At 46.8% G+C, this 14339-nt stretch carries 11 protein-coding genes; 4 read left to right on the top strand and 7 right to left on the bottom strand.

Annotated elements, in window-relative coordinates:
- The first annotated feature begins 16 nt into the window (after nt 1–16).
- Together HQQ92_RS02760 and HQQ92_RS02755 are read left to right on the top strand one after the other, a co-directional pair.
- Nucleotides 17–760: a DUF599 domain-containing protein gene (locus HQQ92_RS02760; protein WP_131524297.1), complete on the top strand. Its 744-nt coding sequence runs from the start codon at nt 17–19 to the stop codon at nt 758–760.
- Nucleotides 761–853: 93 nt separating this feature from the next.
- Nucleotides 854–1030, top strand: coding sequence for a helix-turn-helix domain-containing protein (locus tag HQQ92_RS02755; protein WP_006082937.1), 177 nt, complete (start codon nt 854–856; stop codon nt 1028–1030).
- A 318-nt stretch (nt 1031–1348) separates the two neighbouring features.
- On the opposite strand, the gene cyaB is transcribed toward HQQ92_RS02755, so the two are convergent.
- From cyaB to cydD, 3 genes are all read right to left on the bottom strand, one after another.
- Nucleotides 1349–1936 (bottom strand): class IV adenylate cyclase, encoded by a 588-nt coding sequence (gene cyaB, locus HQQ92_RS02750; RefSeq protein ID WP_173242923.1) that lies wholly within the window; start codon nt 1934–1936, stop codon nt 1349–1351.
- Between the two features lie 91 nt (nt 1937–2027).
- Complete coding sequence (gene cydC / locus HQQ92_RS02745; RefSeq protein WP_173242920.1) at nt 2028–3779, bottom strand: cysteine/glutathione ABC transporter ATP-binding protein/permease CydC; 1752 nt, start codon at nt 3777–3779, stop codon at nt 2028–2030.
- Nucleotides 3776–5725 carry a cysteine/glutathione ABC transporter permease/ATP-binding protein CydD gene (gene cydD, locus HQQ92_RS02740; protein WP_173242916.1) on the bottom strand — a complete coding sequence of 650 codons (1950 nt, stop codon included), beginning with the start codon at nt 5723–5725 and terminating at the stop codon, nt 3776–3778. The genes cydC and cydD overlap by 4 nt, the downstream gene beginning before the upstream one ends.
- A 279-nt stretch (nt 5726–6004) precedes the next feature.
- Here cydD and HQQ92_RS02735 point away from each other — a divergent pair, with 279 nt between their 5' ends.
- Entirely contained in the window at nt 6005–6523 is a 519-nt protein-coding gene (locus HQQ92_RS02735; RefSeq protein ID WP_113939039.1) for a type II secretion system protein, read from the top strand.
- Between the two features lie 135 nt (nt 6524–6658).
- Here the strand turns inward: HQQ92_RS02735 and HQQ92_RS02730 are convergent, their stop codons facing one another.
- Entirely contained in the window at nt 6659–7705 is a 1047-nt protein-coding gene (locus HQQ92_RS02730) for a DUF3626 domain-containing protein (RefSeq protein WP_173242912.1), read from the bottom strand.
- A 653-nt stretch (nt 7706–8358) separates the two neighbouring features.
- Here HQQ92_RS02730 and HQQ92_RS02725 point away from each other — a divergent pair.
- A complete protein-coding gene (locus HQQ92_RS02725) occupies nt 8359–9903 on the top strand; it encodes a DEAD/DEAH box helicase (RefSeq protein ID WP_173242909.1) in 1545 nt (514 codons plus the stop codon).
- Nucleotides 9904–10093: 190 nt separating this feature from the next.
- Here HQQ92_RS02725 and HQQ92_RS02720 read toward each other — a convergent pair whose 3' ends face one another.
- From HQQ92_RS02720 to HQQ92_RS02710, 3 genes are all read right to left on the bottom strand, one after another.
- The gene (locus HQQ92_RS02720) at nt 10094–11143 is read right to left on the bottom strand and encodes a hypothetical protein (protein WP_173242906.1); all 1050 of its coding nucleotides are present in this window, start codon (nt 11141–11143) and stop codon (nt 10094–10096) included.
- A gap of 289 nt (nt 11144–11432) precedes the next feature.
- On the bottom strand, nt 11433–12809 hold the full coding sequence (gene dbpA, locus HQQ92_RS02715) for an ATP-dependent RNA helicase DbpA (RefSeq protein WP_011847678.1): 1377 nt from the start codon (nt 12807–12809) through the stop codon (nt 11433–11435).
- 327 nt (nt 12810–13136) lie between these two features.
- Nucleotides 13137–14009, bottom strand: a complete 873-nt coding sequence (locus HQQ92_RS02710; protein ID WP_173242903.1) for a pirin family protein — start codon at nt 14007–14009, stop codon at nt 13137–13139.
- Nucleotides 14010–14339 lie beyond the last annotated feature (330 nt).

Genomic DNA, 14339 nt, shown 5'->3' with positions numbered 1-14339 from the left:
TTAAAATTAGGTTGCTATGACATTTTCGTTGTTAGATATTTCTGCATTGGTGTGGTTTATCGTTTCTTGGGCTGGCTACACCGCCTTTGCCCGTAGCAAGGCGAGAGATACAGACTGTATTGCCCGTGGTCTGCATAAGCATAGAATTTACTGGATGCTTGAGGTGATGACCCGCGGTGTGCGTGTGGGGGATGCGGCACTACTGGCCAACTTAGAACGCAATATTGCCTTTTTTGCCTCGACCACGCTGTTTGTGCTTGCGGGTGTACTGACCTTATTTGCGCAAGTTGAACGACTAGAAAGTGTTATTGCGACGATTCCCTTCGCTACGCCACCGAATCATGCGCTGGTGCAAGTCAAGTTAGCTCTACTAGTTGGCATTTTTGTAATGGCCTTCTTCCAGTTTACTTGGTCAATGCGCCAATACGGCTTTGTGAACGTGATGATAGGCGCGGGTCCTCTGGACACCGATGGCTCAAATGACAATCTCAAAGCCTATGCAAGACAAATGGCGACAGTGCAAGATCAAGCGGCACACTCCTATAACTATGGTTTACGCGCCTATTACTTTTCAATGGCGGTATTGTGCTGGTTTGTACACCCGATACTTTTTATCTCGGCCAGCTTATTTGTGGTCGCAACCTTATATCGCCGCGAGTTCAAGTCCCGTGCCGTTCTGGCGATCACGGCAGCAAAAGGCCATCTCCAAATAGAGAGCCAAGTGCGGGAAACCGCCCGCAACCACAAAATAGAATCATAGCCTTGGCGGTTTAGGCCGCTGGCGTCATCTTGATTGGAATTATTGTTCTATACTCTTTGGGTTATGTTTCTATTGAATTACTGGGAGAGTGCCATGAGCGATAACTTATTAACCTTAGATGAAGTGTGCAAAATGCTAGATAAAACACCAGCGACCATCAAACGTTTCGCTCGGGAGAATTTACTCTCAAGTGTTCAAGATGGTGACGAATTAAAATTCCCTGAAGCGGAAGTTAAACGCTACCTCGCCTTTTCACAACGCTTAGGCTAAAACGCATCAAGTAACTAACGGCAAATAAAACTGAATAATCAGTATGTAAGCCGTTTGAATTTGAATTTGTAAAGGTGGTTTGAATTGAAATGTGATACTCGAATTAAAGTACGCTGCTTAAGTTTAAGTCGTCGATAGCGAGTTAAAACAAACGGTGAATGCGATATGGACAGTGAAGCTCAAAGGGATTTGAACTTAGCCATAGCGGTTTGTTGCGAAGGATTGGTTAGGCAAAATCTAGCGGTGTAAACCATAAAATTTAAGCGATGAAACTTTAAGCTATTAAGCCTCAAGCTGTTAATTCAAAAGATTGAACCATTACTTATTATTTAAAGCCTGCTGCAACTGCCGATAGGATAACCACTCTCGCTGCACTTCACTTAGGCCTAAGTCAGCGGCGAGTTGTTGTAATTGCACTTCATATTTAGGCAATAGGGTTTCATCATTGGTCATAATCGCGAGTTCAGCAAAATCCCCTAAACCTTCGATATGATCGATTGTTAGATGAAATTCACCCAGAAAATAGATACTGCGGCGCTTTTTAATTTCCAGTACAGACTCATAGCCTAAGGTCTGCAGCATACTTTTTGCTTTTGTTGCTTCAGTGATATTAACGGCTTCACAGCGGTCTTTTTCTGGCCCTTTCACTATCCACAGCATTATCCCCGATGGCTGCATCTCACGGATACACAAGCTCTTGTGCTCACCTTTAAGTGACTGTGATGGCAGATCAAAGTAACAGTCATGCTCAAGGTTATCTTCGAGCATGACCTCGGGATTTCTCATTTGTAAGGCAACGAAAAAAGCGTAGCGATCCAGTAAGCGGTATTTAAGCTCGACCTCAAACTTACCATTAAAATGGGCATTAATTTGTGGGGCTAATGCTTCTGGCATCGCAGGGTTCATAGATTCATATCCGCTTTTAATGAGTAAAATATATCGCTATTTATAATATTGAGCGCCAACGTCTTAATTCTAAAAGATTAAATCCAAAACCTTAAGCGAGTCTTTGGTACAAGGCCTGATACTCCACACTGTCTTCAATTAAGCTCTGGTGAGTACCAGACGCAATAATCTTCCCCTGACCGAGTAGATGAATTTGATCCATCTTCGCCATAGCAGTTAAACGATGGCTAATCATAAGTAAGGTTTTATCCTGAGCAAATTCAAACAGTAAACTTAAAATTTCCCGCTCGGTGCGTTTATCTAGCCCTTCGGTTGGCTCATCTAGCAATAACAGCGGTGCATCACGCAGCAGCGCCCTAGCAACACCAATACGGCGCTGCTCGCCGCCCGAAAGCTGACGTCCACCTTCACCTATCCACATATCCAGCGGCTTATCACCCGTGAGTAAAGCCCCAAGCCCAACCCGCTGTAACACATCAATCAAGCGTGCGTCGTGGGCCGTGCGTTTCTCGCCTTCGATAACAGGTAGCGCTAATACTAAGTTTTCCCGCAATGTACCCGCAAACAAATAGATGCGTTGGCTAATCACAGTAATCGCATCCCTAAGACCGCGCTCGCTGTACTCTGAAAGTGCATGACCATCGAGTTTGATGTGCCCTTGCTGCGCTTGCCATTCGCGGGTAATCAGCGTCAATAAGCTCGACTTACCGCAACCCGTTGGCCCAAGTAACGCGACTTTTTGCCCGGCTTTTATCTCAAGGGACAAACCTTGCAGCACGTTTTGATCGTCTCGATAACCAAAGTGGATACCTTCAATCTGTAATGCGCCAGACTTTGCCCTCAAGCCAGTATCGACAGCAAATTGAATATCGGCCTTTTGTTCGGTGATTTCATTAATTCGCGTTGCGGCCAATACGCAACCTGACAAATGCTGAAACGCGCCCGCGATCGGCATCATCATCTCGACGCAGGCCATAGTCGCAAACACCATAAGTGCAAACATGGGCCCCGGCGGCACGGCATCACCCACACCTTGAGCGGCTAAATACAGCATCATGATCAAGGCTGAGCCCGTGGAGAGGATCAACATGGCTTGGCTGAGTGCAGTAATATTGGCCATCGCGCTTTGGCTGCGAAACAGCTCTGTCTGCGCATCATTCAGTTTTTGCCTGAATCTGTCGTTCGCGCCAAATAGACTGAGTTCGGCTTGGCCTTGCAACATATCCAGCAACTGCACCCGATAATGACGCTTGGTTTCGAGCATAGTTCGGCTTGGCGCGTGTCCAAGGCGATAAAATAGCAGTGGCATCACCAGCCAAACAGCGACTAAGAATAAGCAAAGACTGAGAGCAAGTTTGGCATCGAACCAAGCAAGAAACAGATACAAGAGCCCCGTCATCAGAAGGGATGCCGCCATAGGCGTGAGCAGTCGCAGGTAAAGATGATCGAGGGTATCGATATCGGCCACTAAGCGATTGAGCATGTCGCCACGGCGTAGCCCCTGCAGATTTTTAGCACTTAGCGGCAAGAGTTTACGCCACGCCCAAACACGAAGCTCAGTCAACAACTTAAAGGTTGCCTCATGGGTCGCTAAACGCTCGCCATAACGACTAGCGGTTCGGGCAATTGATAAGAAACGTACCCCGCCAGCAGGAGTGAAAAAGTTAAAGGACTGCGCCGTGACTATCGTCAAACCTGCAACAGCAGTAGCGGAAAGAAACCAGCCCGAAAGTGACAGTAAACCTATGCCCGCCATCAAAGTAATAATGGTCAGCAGCAAGCCCACGGACATCATCAACCATTGACGCGAGAACAATCGAATAAAGGGGATCAGCACTTTCATTGGGCATCTCCTTTAGTGGACTCGGCGGCAATGTCGAGTGGAGCGTCACTATCAGGCTGCGTCTCACTGGCGCTTGCCGATAACGGTACAAGTTCAATATCAGCCACGGACTCAACATTTTCACGCAGTAAAGTTTGGAATAAGCCGTTTGTGTTAGACAAAGTGGTAAAGTCGCCCCGCTGTACTATCAAGCCTTTATCGAGCACAAGAATAGTATCCATTTGATCTAACTGATCTAATCTGTGGGTCACCATAATGCACATCTTACCCGCCATGGCGCGATTCAGCGCAGAACTCACCGCCTGCTCACTCTGGCTATCTAAACTAGCTGTGGGTTCATCGAGGACAAACAAACTCGCCTGCTGCCCAAGCGCCCTTGCTAAAGCAATACGTTGAGCTTGGCCGACGGATAAACCGGAAGATTGCTCACCGACCGGCGCATCTAAACCCAGTGGTTGCGCCTTAACGAAGTCACTGATATTGGCCTCAGCCAGTAAGTGCCACAGCATATCGTCGGGCAGAGTAGGGTCGGCTAAGGCAACGTTATCCCGCACAGTGCCGTGAAATAACTGCGGTTCCTGTCCAAGCCAAGCTAAGTGCTGTCGCCAATGGGCTAAGTCTAATGCGGATAACTCATGGCCATTAATCAACAAATGGCCCTTGTAGGGTAAAAATCCCAATAAGGCGTTGAGTAAACTGGTTTTACCCGCTCCGCTCGGACCAACTAAAGCTAAGCGTTCACCCTCTTTTAACTCAAAACTCAGTGGGCCAAGTAAACGCGTACCATCAACACTGAACACCTCAAGATTGTCGGCACTCAGCGTCTCTATGCTATTGATACGGACGTGGCCGAAAAACTCAGGTTCCGGATGTTCGAGCAAGGTAATCAAGGCTTCTGCCGCGCCTATAGCCTGCGCCTTAGCATGGTAATGAGTCCCCATGTCGCGCAGCGGTTGATAAAACTCAGGAGCTAAAATCAGAATAAATAGCCCAGTAAATAGGCTGAAAGGAATACCACCCATGTCAGGAGCTGTACTTGAGCTGATATTGGCATGAGCGCCATAGTAGCCAAAATCTAAGTGACCTAAGTAACTAAAACCAAAGTAAACCGCCAAAACAGCAATCGATACCGCGGCAAAAAACTCTAAGACTGCTGAGCTTAAAAAGGCCATGCGTAGCACAGACATAGTGCGGCTACGAAACTCTTCTGAAGCACTCGCGATCACCTTAAGCTCGGCATCACCACGGTGAAAAAGTTTCAACGTGCTTAAGCCTTTTAATCTATCCATAAAATGGCCGCTCAATCTTGCAAGCGCACTGAAGTTTTTGCGATTAGCATCGGCAGCGCCCATGCCAACTAAGATCATAAACATAGGGATTAATGGCGCTGTGAGTAACAGGATTAAGCCTGCCGCCCAGTTAATCGGGAATACCTCCACTAAAATGAGTACGGGAATAAAACCTGCAAGGCTGATTTGTGGGAGATATCTGGCATAAAAATCTTGTAAATCTTCGACTTGCTCTAAAACTATGCTGGCCCAACTCCCTGCGGGTTTACCTTTAATAAATGCTGGACCTAGCTTAGTCAACTTGTCCATCACTGCCGCGCGAATATGGCCACGTAGACGCTTACCCGCCTCAAAACTGGCGCGCTCACGCCCATAAGCCAGCAAGGCACGCAGTAACATCAAGGCAATTAACGCAATAAAATGAGGAATATAGGTATCAATACTCACGCTGGAACTGATCGTTTGGGCATTGTCAGTAAGCGGTATAACTTGCCCTATGATCACGCCATCCAGAATCGTCGCGATAATATAAGCCTGCGCCACCATAGCGACGGCGCTTATCATCCCAAGCCATAACGACAATTTAAGGAACAGGCCACAGGCTTTTTTCTGGGCTTTAAGCCAAACAAGAAGGGATTTTTCTAACGACTTATCCATGGTGCTCCAACAAGAAAACAATTAAGCGACTCGTAGCGGGGATCGACTATCGATAACAATTCAGTTTAAGGGGCTTGCAACAGCCAAAAAGTTCCGATAGGGGCGCAGTATCGCAGGCATCTACAACAGATGAAACCCTATCACAGACTTTTGCTAGCGGACTCACAAAAACGAGCTAAAGATAAATAAATCTAGGAGTTAACGGAACTTTACCTAGTACTAGCCTGATTTAAAAAACTTAGGTAGCATGAAGCTCTTTGTATTGAATGTCCTCTATCTATGCCAAATAAAAATGCTGGTTTCACCCTGATTGAACTCGTTGTGGTTATTATTATTCTTGGCGTATTAGCCGTAGTAGCTGCACCTAAATTCATTAATTTACAATCAGATGCATATAAGAGTCAGCTCTCAGGTGCACTGGCTTCGATGAAATCCGCCGTCACTTTATTCAAGGCAAAGTCGGAAATTGCTAACAGCGGCACCACGAATAGAGTCGTTTACGACGAAATCCGTGGCGAAAACTATCAGCCTTGGGCTGCCAGTACCAGCGGTATAACGCCAAGTACAGCTTACACGACTCCGCCAGAAATTTTTAAAGCGGCAGGGCTAAATGTGAATGAGTGGTCCTATCGAATTTACACCACCAACGGCACCTATGAAGTTATCGCCACACCAAAGCAAAAACTGAACCTTGCCACGCCCACAGAAGCGCAAGTCGAAGCGACAAATTGCTATATCGACTATAAATGGGAGACAACGGGCGTTCCCACTTATAAAAAAGTCGACACTGGTTGCTAGGCGACCTTAACGATAAAATATCTATATAAAAACAGCGAGTTAACCTGAGGTTATCTCGCTGTTTTATTTACGCCCTAAACTCACTTTGTTGTTAATGCTTACGTTTACAATTAAGCATTTTTAAAGAGTTCGCGCTTATTGCACTCCACCGTATTTCACTAGCACATGCCAGAGCAACTTAAGTTCATGGGCGACTTGCGCACGATTACCGCGGTCACGCCAATGCTGGGGAGAATGGTATAAATCCCGCGCCGCCACGCCTATGGCATAGGCATCGACTCTGTCTTCTACGGCAATCCGATTAGCCAGCGATGGCATAGTTGGCCCACGGAAATCACTGGGGATCTGTGCCGTATGCAGGCTAAAGCCACCATGATATTGCAGCTCAATATCATATTTATCGCAAATTTTACTTAAGCTTGCGCCAATATCAGTACCCTTAAAACTGGGGTCCGCCACCAGCATGGCGATATCTTCATCGAGGGAAACATCGCCATGGATCTGTGCCTCTATATAATGGTCAAGATTATTCGATAGCGGCCGCTCGAAACGTGACAGCAAGGAAGCATTGAGCTGATGCCCCAAATAATGGATCACATTCAGTGGCTTAAAGTCGGTTTTGCCTAAGGCATAGTGACGCTCAAAACTCTCAGTCAGCAGCGCCGCTAAAATATCATCGAAACATGACAGCGTGCCCTTCTCTTTCGGATTACGATACGAGTCGAGATAACTAAAGGTTGAGCGCGCCATCGCACTTGTATGAGTCAAAAAATAACAGCTTCCAAAACGTGGGGCGGGACCGTCCTGCCACATCCCCAGATCGAGTGCACCGTATTTAGGCCGAGATTTAGTGCCCTTGTATACATCCCCAAAAAGCTGATTTTCCCAATGATCCCGTGGGCCACCTAACTCAGGTGACAACTGACCATTGGAAATATGAGTCTCAAACTGGCTACGGTATTGACCATCGCGCAGTAAACCTTCGGCAACAGTCATACCACGGCTGTCGATTCTATCGGGGTGAAAATGCAGCGCAATTCGGCCACAGTTGAGCAATTGTTTAAGCGCGAGTTGCATCTCATGCATGGGGATATTTGACATCTGCTGCACATTTTTAATCACAGCGACGGCTTGTTCACTGCGTCCTCGTGCAAGGCGTTCAATATGCTGTATCGCTGTCATAATCCACCTATAAATGAGAGGCGTTTAACCGTTCCTACAATGCCTCATCCTAAAATAAACGTGAGATAAATCGCAAGCATGCAGAGAACTGCTCTTAAGCCACTCCATCTAAATAACTAAGTTAAACATGAATGACTCGGTTAAACATGAATGACTCAGTTAAACGTGACTGTGAAAACACTCAATAATTCTTTCGCTCGGTTCATTGTTAAAAATTCAGCGAATAACATCAATCACGAACTGAACAGATAGCGAAACCAATTGCGTCATTAGTTAATTCTACTCCAATCGACTTTAGTTTATACCACTCTCATTATTGTAGCGTGATCTACCGCTAACTCATTCTAACTCTGGATAAAAAATGCCTATGACTTCAATTGATATTATGAAATAGGCCTAATAGTCATCTTGTTCCTTGAAATCAATTAACTTCCATAACCTCAAACTCTGCCATCTAAACTTGCGCCTATAAAAATAAGCGAGGCCGAGTGAAAGCCGCCGACAAGCGATTTATGTGCCAATATGAATGAAACCCAGCCCAAAAACCTTTATTAGATGGCACTTAAAGCCCTGATCCTGTAAGCTGCACGCCCGCCAGCAGACCTGGCTATTGACCATAAATGCAGCACAGTGTTGCCACAAGAGACCAATCTATGAGTTTTACCTCCCTGGGCTTATCGGCCCCGATACTTAAAGCCGTTGCCGAACAAGGCTACGACACACCTTCGCCAATCCAAGCTCAAGCAATTCCCGCTGTGCTTCAAGGCAAAGATGTGATGGCGGCCGCCCAAACAGGAACAGGTAAAACAGCAGGTTTCACCCTACCTATGCTCGAACTCCTGAGTAAAGGTAACCGTGCCCAAGCAGGCCAAGTGCGCGCATTAGTGTTAACTCCGACACGCGAATTGGCAGCTCAGGTTGCAGAAAGTGTTGAAACCTATGGTAAGAATTTACCACTGCGCTCAGCGGTGATATTTGGTGGCGTGCCTATCAATCCACAAATCGCGAAATTGCGCCACGGTGTCGACGTATTAGTCGCGACGCCTGGTCGATTGATGGATCTATATAATCAAAAAGCGGTGAAATTCAGCCAGCTTGAGATCTTAGTGTTAGATGAAGCCGACCGCATGCTCGACATGGGCTTTATCCGCGACATCCGTAAGATTTTGGCCATTTTACCTAAGCAACGTCAAAACCTGATGTTTTCGGCCACCTTCTCCGATGAAATTCGTGAGCTGGCAAAAGGCTTAGTCAACAATCCGGTCGAAATTTCGGTCACGCCACGTAACGCGGCAGCGACCACAGTAAAACAATGGGTTTGCCCAGTTGATAAGAGCCAAAAATCGGCACTCTTGATCCAACTCATCAAGCAAAACGATTGGCAACAAGTGTTGGTATTCTCGCGCACTAAACATGGCGCTAACCGTCTGGCGAAAAGCCTTGAAGAGGCAGGTATCAAAGCCGCCGCTATCCACGGTAACAAGAGCCAAACCGCCCGTACTAAAGCCTTGGCCGACTTTAAAAATGGTCAAGCTCGCGTACTGGTTGCAACCGATATTGCTGCCCGCGGTTTAGACATAGACCAATTACCACAAGTGGTTAACTTCGACTTACCGAACGTGCCAGAAGATTATGTGCATCGTATCGGCCGTACTGGCCGCGCTGGCGCATCGGGTCAAGCCGTGTCACTGGTGAGCAACGAAGAAATCAAACTGCTGAACGATATCGAGCGTTTGATCAATCGCGTATTAGACCGAGAAATGGTTGAAGGCTTTAACCATGTATTGCCTGAGTCACGTTTGGGTGGCGGCGGGAAAAGTAGCGGTAAATCAGTACCAAGCCGTAGAAATACCCGCAGCTCAAACCAACCTAGCTCACGCGATGGTGCTCCAAGAAGCGCCGAGCATAAAGACGGTCAACGCAGCGGTGACGTCGCGCGCGGTCACAAGCCAAACGACAAGAATCCAAGACACAGCGGTGAAGCCAGTAGCGCCCCCCGCAGTGATGCCAAACCTCGTCCCCCACGTTCAAACGATGGCCGAGCCAATAGCGCAGGCGCTAGTCGTCCAAGTGAAAGCCGTTCAGGCGCTGGCGAAAATCGTGGCCAAGCGGGTGAGAATCCTTACGCCAATGGCCCAAAGAAAAACACCCGTCGCCCAAATAACGGTGCGAGTCGTCCAAGACATTCACAGGATTAATGCAAAAGCTAAGCGAACTTGCTTAGCGATTTAGCCGTATTAAGTCCTAAACAGAAACGCCCAACTCCATATGGAATTGGGCGTTTTTGTTTGTCTTTGTTTATTTTGATGTTTAGCTCGTTATCTACGCTTTGAACAATAATCGGCTTGAACAATCACTGCCTTAAACAACCTAAAACGGCAACCTAAGCTAATTCGCCTTTGTATCTGGCAACTGCTGCAGGACTTCATCCGTAAAATAGGGTTCATCTTCAACCCAAAAAATGTAGTCTAAGCCTAGGTAGTTTTGCGCAAAATCCAACAGCTCAGGCACAGTATTCTTTTTACCCGTTTTAGGATTAATCTGCCGCAAATTACCGTCTTGCACCGCCATACCTTTCACCAGTGTCGCTGGGTACTCTTTAATAAAGGCATAACTTTGTGCCATATGACTTTTACGGTAAGGCATCAGATCTGGGCCACCAACACCCATGTTGAGCGATTTGGCTTGCGCAAATAAGCCTCGCATATAGCCTTTGTCATTCCATGGCAGCCATTCGTCTGGCAAAAAGTTCAAATACACCATAGCGGTTGAATGCTGAAATGACTCAGCTAATACCTGCATATTCTCGCCAATCGCATCAATATAGGCTTTAGGATTAAAATCACTGGGGAAGGTGGTTGTTCCGTCGGCGTTTTCAGTCCCCACATCAATTGAGCTTTCACTAAAGTTAATGCCCGCAATTTTCCCATCAAACTCTTGGCCAAGCTGACGCACCAATTGTTGATAACGTGCACGCACTGAGGGCTCCCACATTTTGGCTGACCAGCCATACTCATCATCCGTCACCGGTTTATTGGGATCACGCTCTGGTGCACTCAACATGCTTTGCTTCAACACACCGCCTTGATAAATAGGATCATCGAGCAAATAACGCGGCACATTGACTCTGGGCGTAAAGGATTTCTCTTGCAGCTGGATCCACAATTTTTTGCCTATCGAATCGAGATACGCAATATCGGCCCTAATCGCACTGAAATCATATTCGCCCTGCTTAGGCTCTAAACTGCGCCAAGTATAAACAATCTGCGCACCGCCAAAACGGGGATCGTGCAGCGCCTTGTCGGCACGAATGTTTTCTCCGTTAGCCTCACGATGGTTAATGTAGATGAAATGCTGTAACGGTTGCGGCTCTGGCTGAATTGATGCAGCGCTCGCTGCGCTCAAAAAGATGCTTAGTAAAATAGTCCATCGAAACATAAATACTCCAAACCGATGCAGCCCTATCACCTGACAAAGCCGTTAATCCGCTCATTTATTTTTTACTCAGAATCACTTCTAACACAGGCAAGCTGAGGGGCATATCAATTAAGCAGACAAATACAAAGTGTTACTTAATCGCCCAATAAGATTCGCGGTGAAGTAGACACAAAGGTGTAATGACTACCGCTATAAAACCGAACAAAAAAAGGGAATAAACCTGAGTTTATTCCCTTTAAAAATAGAGCGAATTAAATCGAGGTACGATTCAACTCAAGCTAGGCCAAACTTACTTCATTGGCCAAGCGCGGTAAGATTTTCCTTTGATCCGGCCGCCAGTAATTTTGTTCAGTGCTTTCTTGGCAACCTTACGATTAACGGCCACATAGGCGCGGTAATCTGTCACTTGGATTTTACCCACCTGTGAGCCTTCGATACCGTTTTCGCCTGTCAGCGCGCCTAAGATATCCCCTGGGCGCAGTTTTTCCTTCTTACCACCATCGATCTGCAGAGTGATCATGGTTGGCGCTGCAGGCGTGTTGCCGAGCAGGCTTTCAGATGGCAGTGATTCACTGGTAATTTCGCGCTCTAAATACTCTTCTAACAAGGCAATTTTATAACCGTCTTGGTCGTTATAGAAGGTATAAGCGGCACCTTTACTGCCCGCACGGCCAGTACGACCGATACGGTGAATGTGCACTTCGGTGTCATAGGCGACGTGATAGTTAAACACGGCATCGAGCGCATCGATATCCAAACCACGGGCAGCAACGTCAGTCGCCACTAATACACAGGCACTCTTATTAGCAAATTGCAGCAGGGTTTCGTCCCTGTCTCTTTGCTCTAAATCGCCGTGCAAAGCCAATACGCTAAAGCCTAAGCCTTCAAGCTCATCGGCCACTTTTTGAGTTTCGCGTTTAGTGTTACAAAACACCACAGCGCTTTCAGGCTTATGTTCTAACAACAATAATTGCAGCGCTTGCATACGCGCCTTGTCATCGTCTAAGTGATAAAAATGTTGAGCTATGCTCAAGCTGTCGTGATTACCTTCAACTTTAACCATGCTTGGGTCATACATGATTTGCTTAGCAATCGATTGAATTTGCTCCGGGAACGTCGCGCTGAATAGCAGCGTCTGACGCTCACGTGGCGCTTGTTCGATAATCGCATCTAGAGCGGGTTGGAAGCCCATTTCTAACATGCGATCGGCTTCATCGAGCACTAACATGTTGAGATTGCTTAAATCTAGACGGTTGCGATCTAAGTGATCGACGATACGACCCGGCGTACCCACAATAATGTGTGCACCGTGCTCCAGCGAACCAACCTGTGGCCCCATAGGCACACCGCCGCAAAGTGTCAGTACTTTAACGTTATGAATACCACGGGCAAGGGTACGGATTTCCTGCGCCACTTGGTCGGCCAACTCGCGGGTTGGGCATAACACTAAGGTTTGAATGCGAAAGCGTTTAACGTCTAACTTGTTCAGTAACCCTAAGCCAAAGGCGGCCGTTTTACCCGAGCCAGTTTTACCCTGACCTATCACATCCTGCCCCGCTAAAATGGGTGGCAAACTTTGCGCCTGAATTGGCGTCATCTCGTTGTAGCCCATAGAAGAAAGGTTCTCAAGCAGTTCGGGTTTTAGCTTAAGAGTCGAAAAAGCCATTGATGGATTAGGCTTAGTATCAGAGTTGCTCAAGGTGAATATCCTGTGGTGGGTAACGAAGCGGCTGCTAGGTTACTGAAATTGCGTTACTTATCGATTAAACTGGTCTATCAATATTCAGGTTAGTTTTAGGCTAGCTTGAGTTTAGATTTAAGCGCTAGGCTCGCTCAACCCAAAAGCACGGCTATTGTAGCAACAAAGCGCGGCTTTTGCCTCAAGTCCTTAAGCAATAAACATAGCAGGCGTAAACAGCAACAAAAAAGCCCTGCAGGAATACAGGGCTTAGGCTTGGATTTAGAATTAGCTCAGTGCGGCAGATTTAACAAATTACGCGATCTGGCCGAAACGCCCTTCTTGGTAATCGCGAATCGCCTGCTGAATTTCCGCTTGGGTGTTCATCACAAAGGGACCCATCTGGACGATTTTTTCACGGATAGGTTTACCCGCAAATAGTAACATCCCAGCGCCGCGCTCATCAGCTTTAAGCTTAAGCACACTTTGGCTATCGAGCACTAAAAACTCGCCCTGATGATGTTGATTTGAAGCAGATGACCACTGTGAGTCTTCACCTTTACTTAAGTCACCTTGGTACAAGTACAAGGCGACAAACTCATGTTGAGACAAATCAAGCGTGGCCTCAGCATTTGGCGATAGACTTAAATCAGCAATGGCTGCTTCGCCCGCTAACCCTTGAATAGCTGCACTAATAAGCGGTTGATCTTTAAAGCCCCAATCACCCGCTAAGGCTTTTAAGCTAGCACCCGTGTCATTGGCCACTTCAACGCTCGCGCTACCCGCAGTATCTTGATACTTCGCTGGACGCAGCTTGTCTTTGGCGGGCATATTGACCCAAATTTGGAATCCATGCAGACCATCGACAGCATCGGCCAGCGGCATTTCAGAGTGCACTACCCCGAACCCGGTACTCATCCACTGCACATCGCCGGCACGAATCGCCTTCACATTACCCATTTGGTCGCGATGCTCAAAACCGCCCTTACGAATATAAGTGAACGTCTCCATCCCGCGATGGGGATGTGCGGGGAAGCCACCGATAAAGTCTTGTTCATCATCGGATTTTATTTCGTCGATCATCAAGAAAGGATCAAATTTAGTCGTCACAAAATCGGCGACACGGCGAATATTGACCCCATCGCCATCCATCGCGGCTTTGGCGGAAAACTGACTTAATACTTTCATTGCTGCTCTCCTATCGGTTGAGCAAAGCGATACGTGAAACGCCAAGATCATACGGCTAACACAAGACGCAAACGCTTTGCTGATGGAAGCAGAATAACAAGGAAGTTTACAAAAGAATAACGCGAAATCACGACCTAAACATTCGAAAAAATAGAACGGTATGCAGGAATGAGCGAGTAACCTAGTGTTATAACTGGATAATAAAATAGTGGTTTAGTTGCCAAATCTCGCACTTCGGATTTGAACTCGTGGCAATCAAAAATAGCGTTAACATAAAAATCAAACCTTAAATCTGAATGAAATAACTTCCATTCATTAAAAATGTATTTC

The organism is Shewanella sp. DC2-4, from assembly GCF_013248875.1.
GTDB classification, from domain to species: domain Bacteria; phylum Pseudomonadota; class Gammaproteobacteria; order Enterobacterales; family Shewanellaceae; genus Shewanella; species Shewanella oncorhynchi.
The sequence above is the reverse complement of the archived record's forward strand: the minus strand, read 5'-3'. Positions and strand labels throughout refer to the sequence as shown.

Excerpts from the sequence above, each read along its gene's own strand:
- cydD (WP_173242916.1), bottom strand. The coding sequence starts at position 5,725 with ATGGATAAGTCGTTAGAAAAATCCCTTCTTGTTTGGCTTAAAGCCCAG.
- HQQ92_RS02760 (WP_131524297.1), top strand. The coding sequence starts at position 17 with ATGACATTTTCGTTGTTAGATATTTCTGCATTGGTGTGGTTTATCGTT.
- HQQ92_RS02755 (WP_006082937.1), top strand. The coding sequence starts at position 854 with ATGAGCGATAACTTATTAACCTTAGATGAAGTGTGCAAAATGCTAGAT.
- cydC (WP_173242920.1), bottom strand. The coding sequence starts at position 3,779 with ATGAAAGTGCTGATCCCCTTTATTCGATTGTTCTCGCGTCAATGGTTG.
- HQQ92_RS02730 (WP_173242912.1), bottom strand. The coding sequence starts at position 7,705 with ATGACAGCGATACAGCATATTGAACGCCTTGCACGAGGACGCAGTGAA.
- HQQ92_RS02735 (WP_113939039.1), top strand. The coding sequence starts at position 6,005 with ATGCCAAATAAAAATGCTGGTTTCACCCTGATTGAACTCGTTGTGGTT.
- HQQ92_RS02720 (WP_173242906.1), bottom strand. The coding sequence starts at position 11,143 with ATGTTTCGATGGACTATTTTACTAAGCATCTTTTTGAGCGCAGCGAGC.
- dbpA (WP_011847678.1), bottom strand. The coding sequence starts at position 12,809 with ATGGCTTTTTCGACTCTTAAGCTAAAACCCGAACTGCTTGAGAACCTT.
- cyaB (WP_173242923.1), bottom strand. The coding sequence starts at position 1,936 with ATGAACCCTGCGATGCCAGAAGCATTAGCCCCACAAATTAATGCCCAT.
- HQQ92_RS02710 (WP_173242903.1), bottom strand. The coding sequence starts at position 14,009 with ATGAAAGTATTAAGTCAGTTTTCCGCCAAAGCCGCGATGGATGGCGAT.
- HQQ92_RS02725 (WP_173242909.1), top strand. The coding sequence starts at position 8,359 with ATGAGTTTTACCTCCCTGGGCTTATCGGCCCCGATACTTAAAGCCGTT.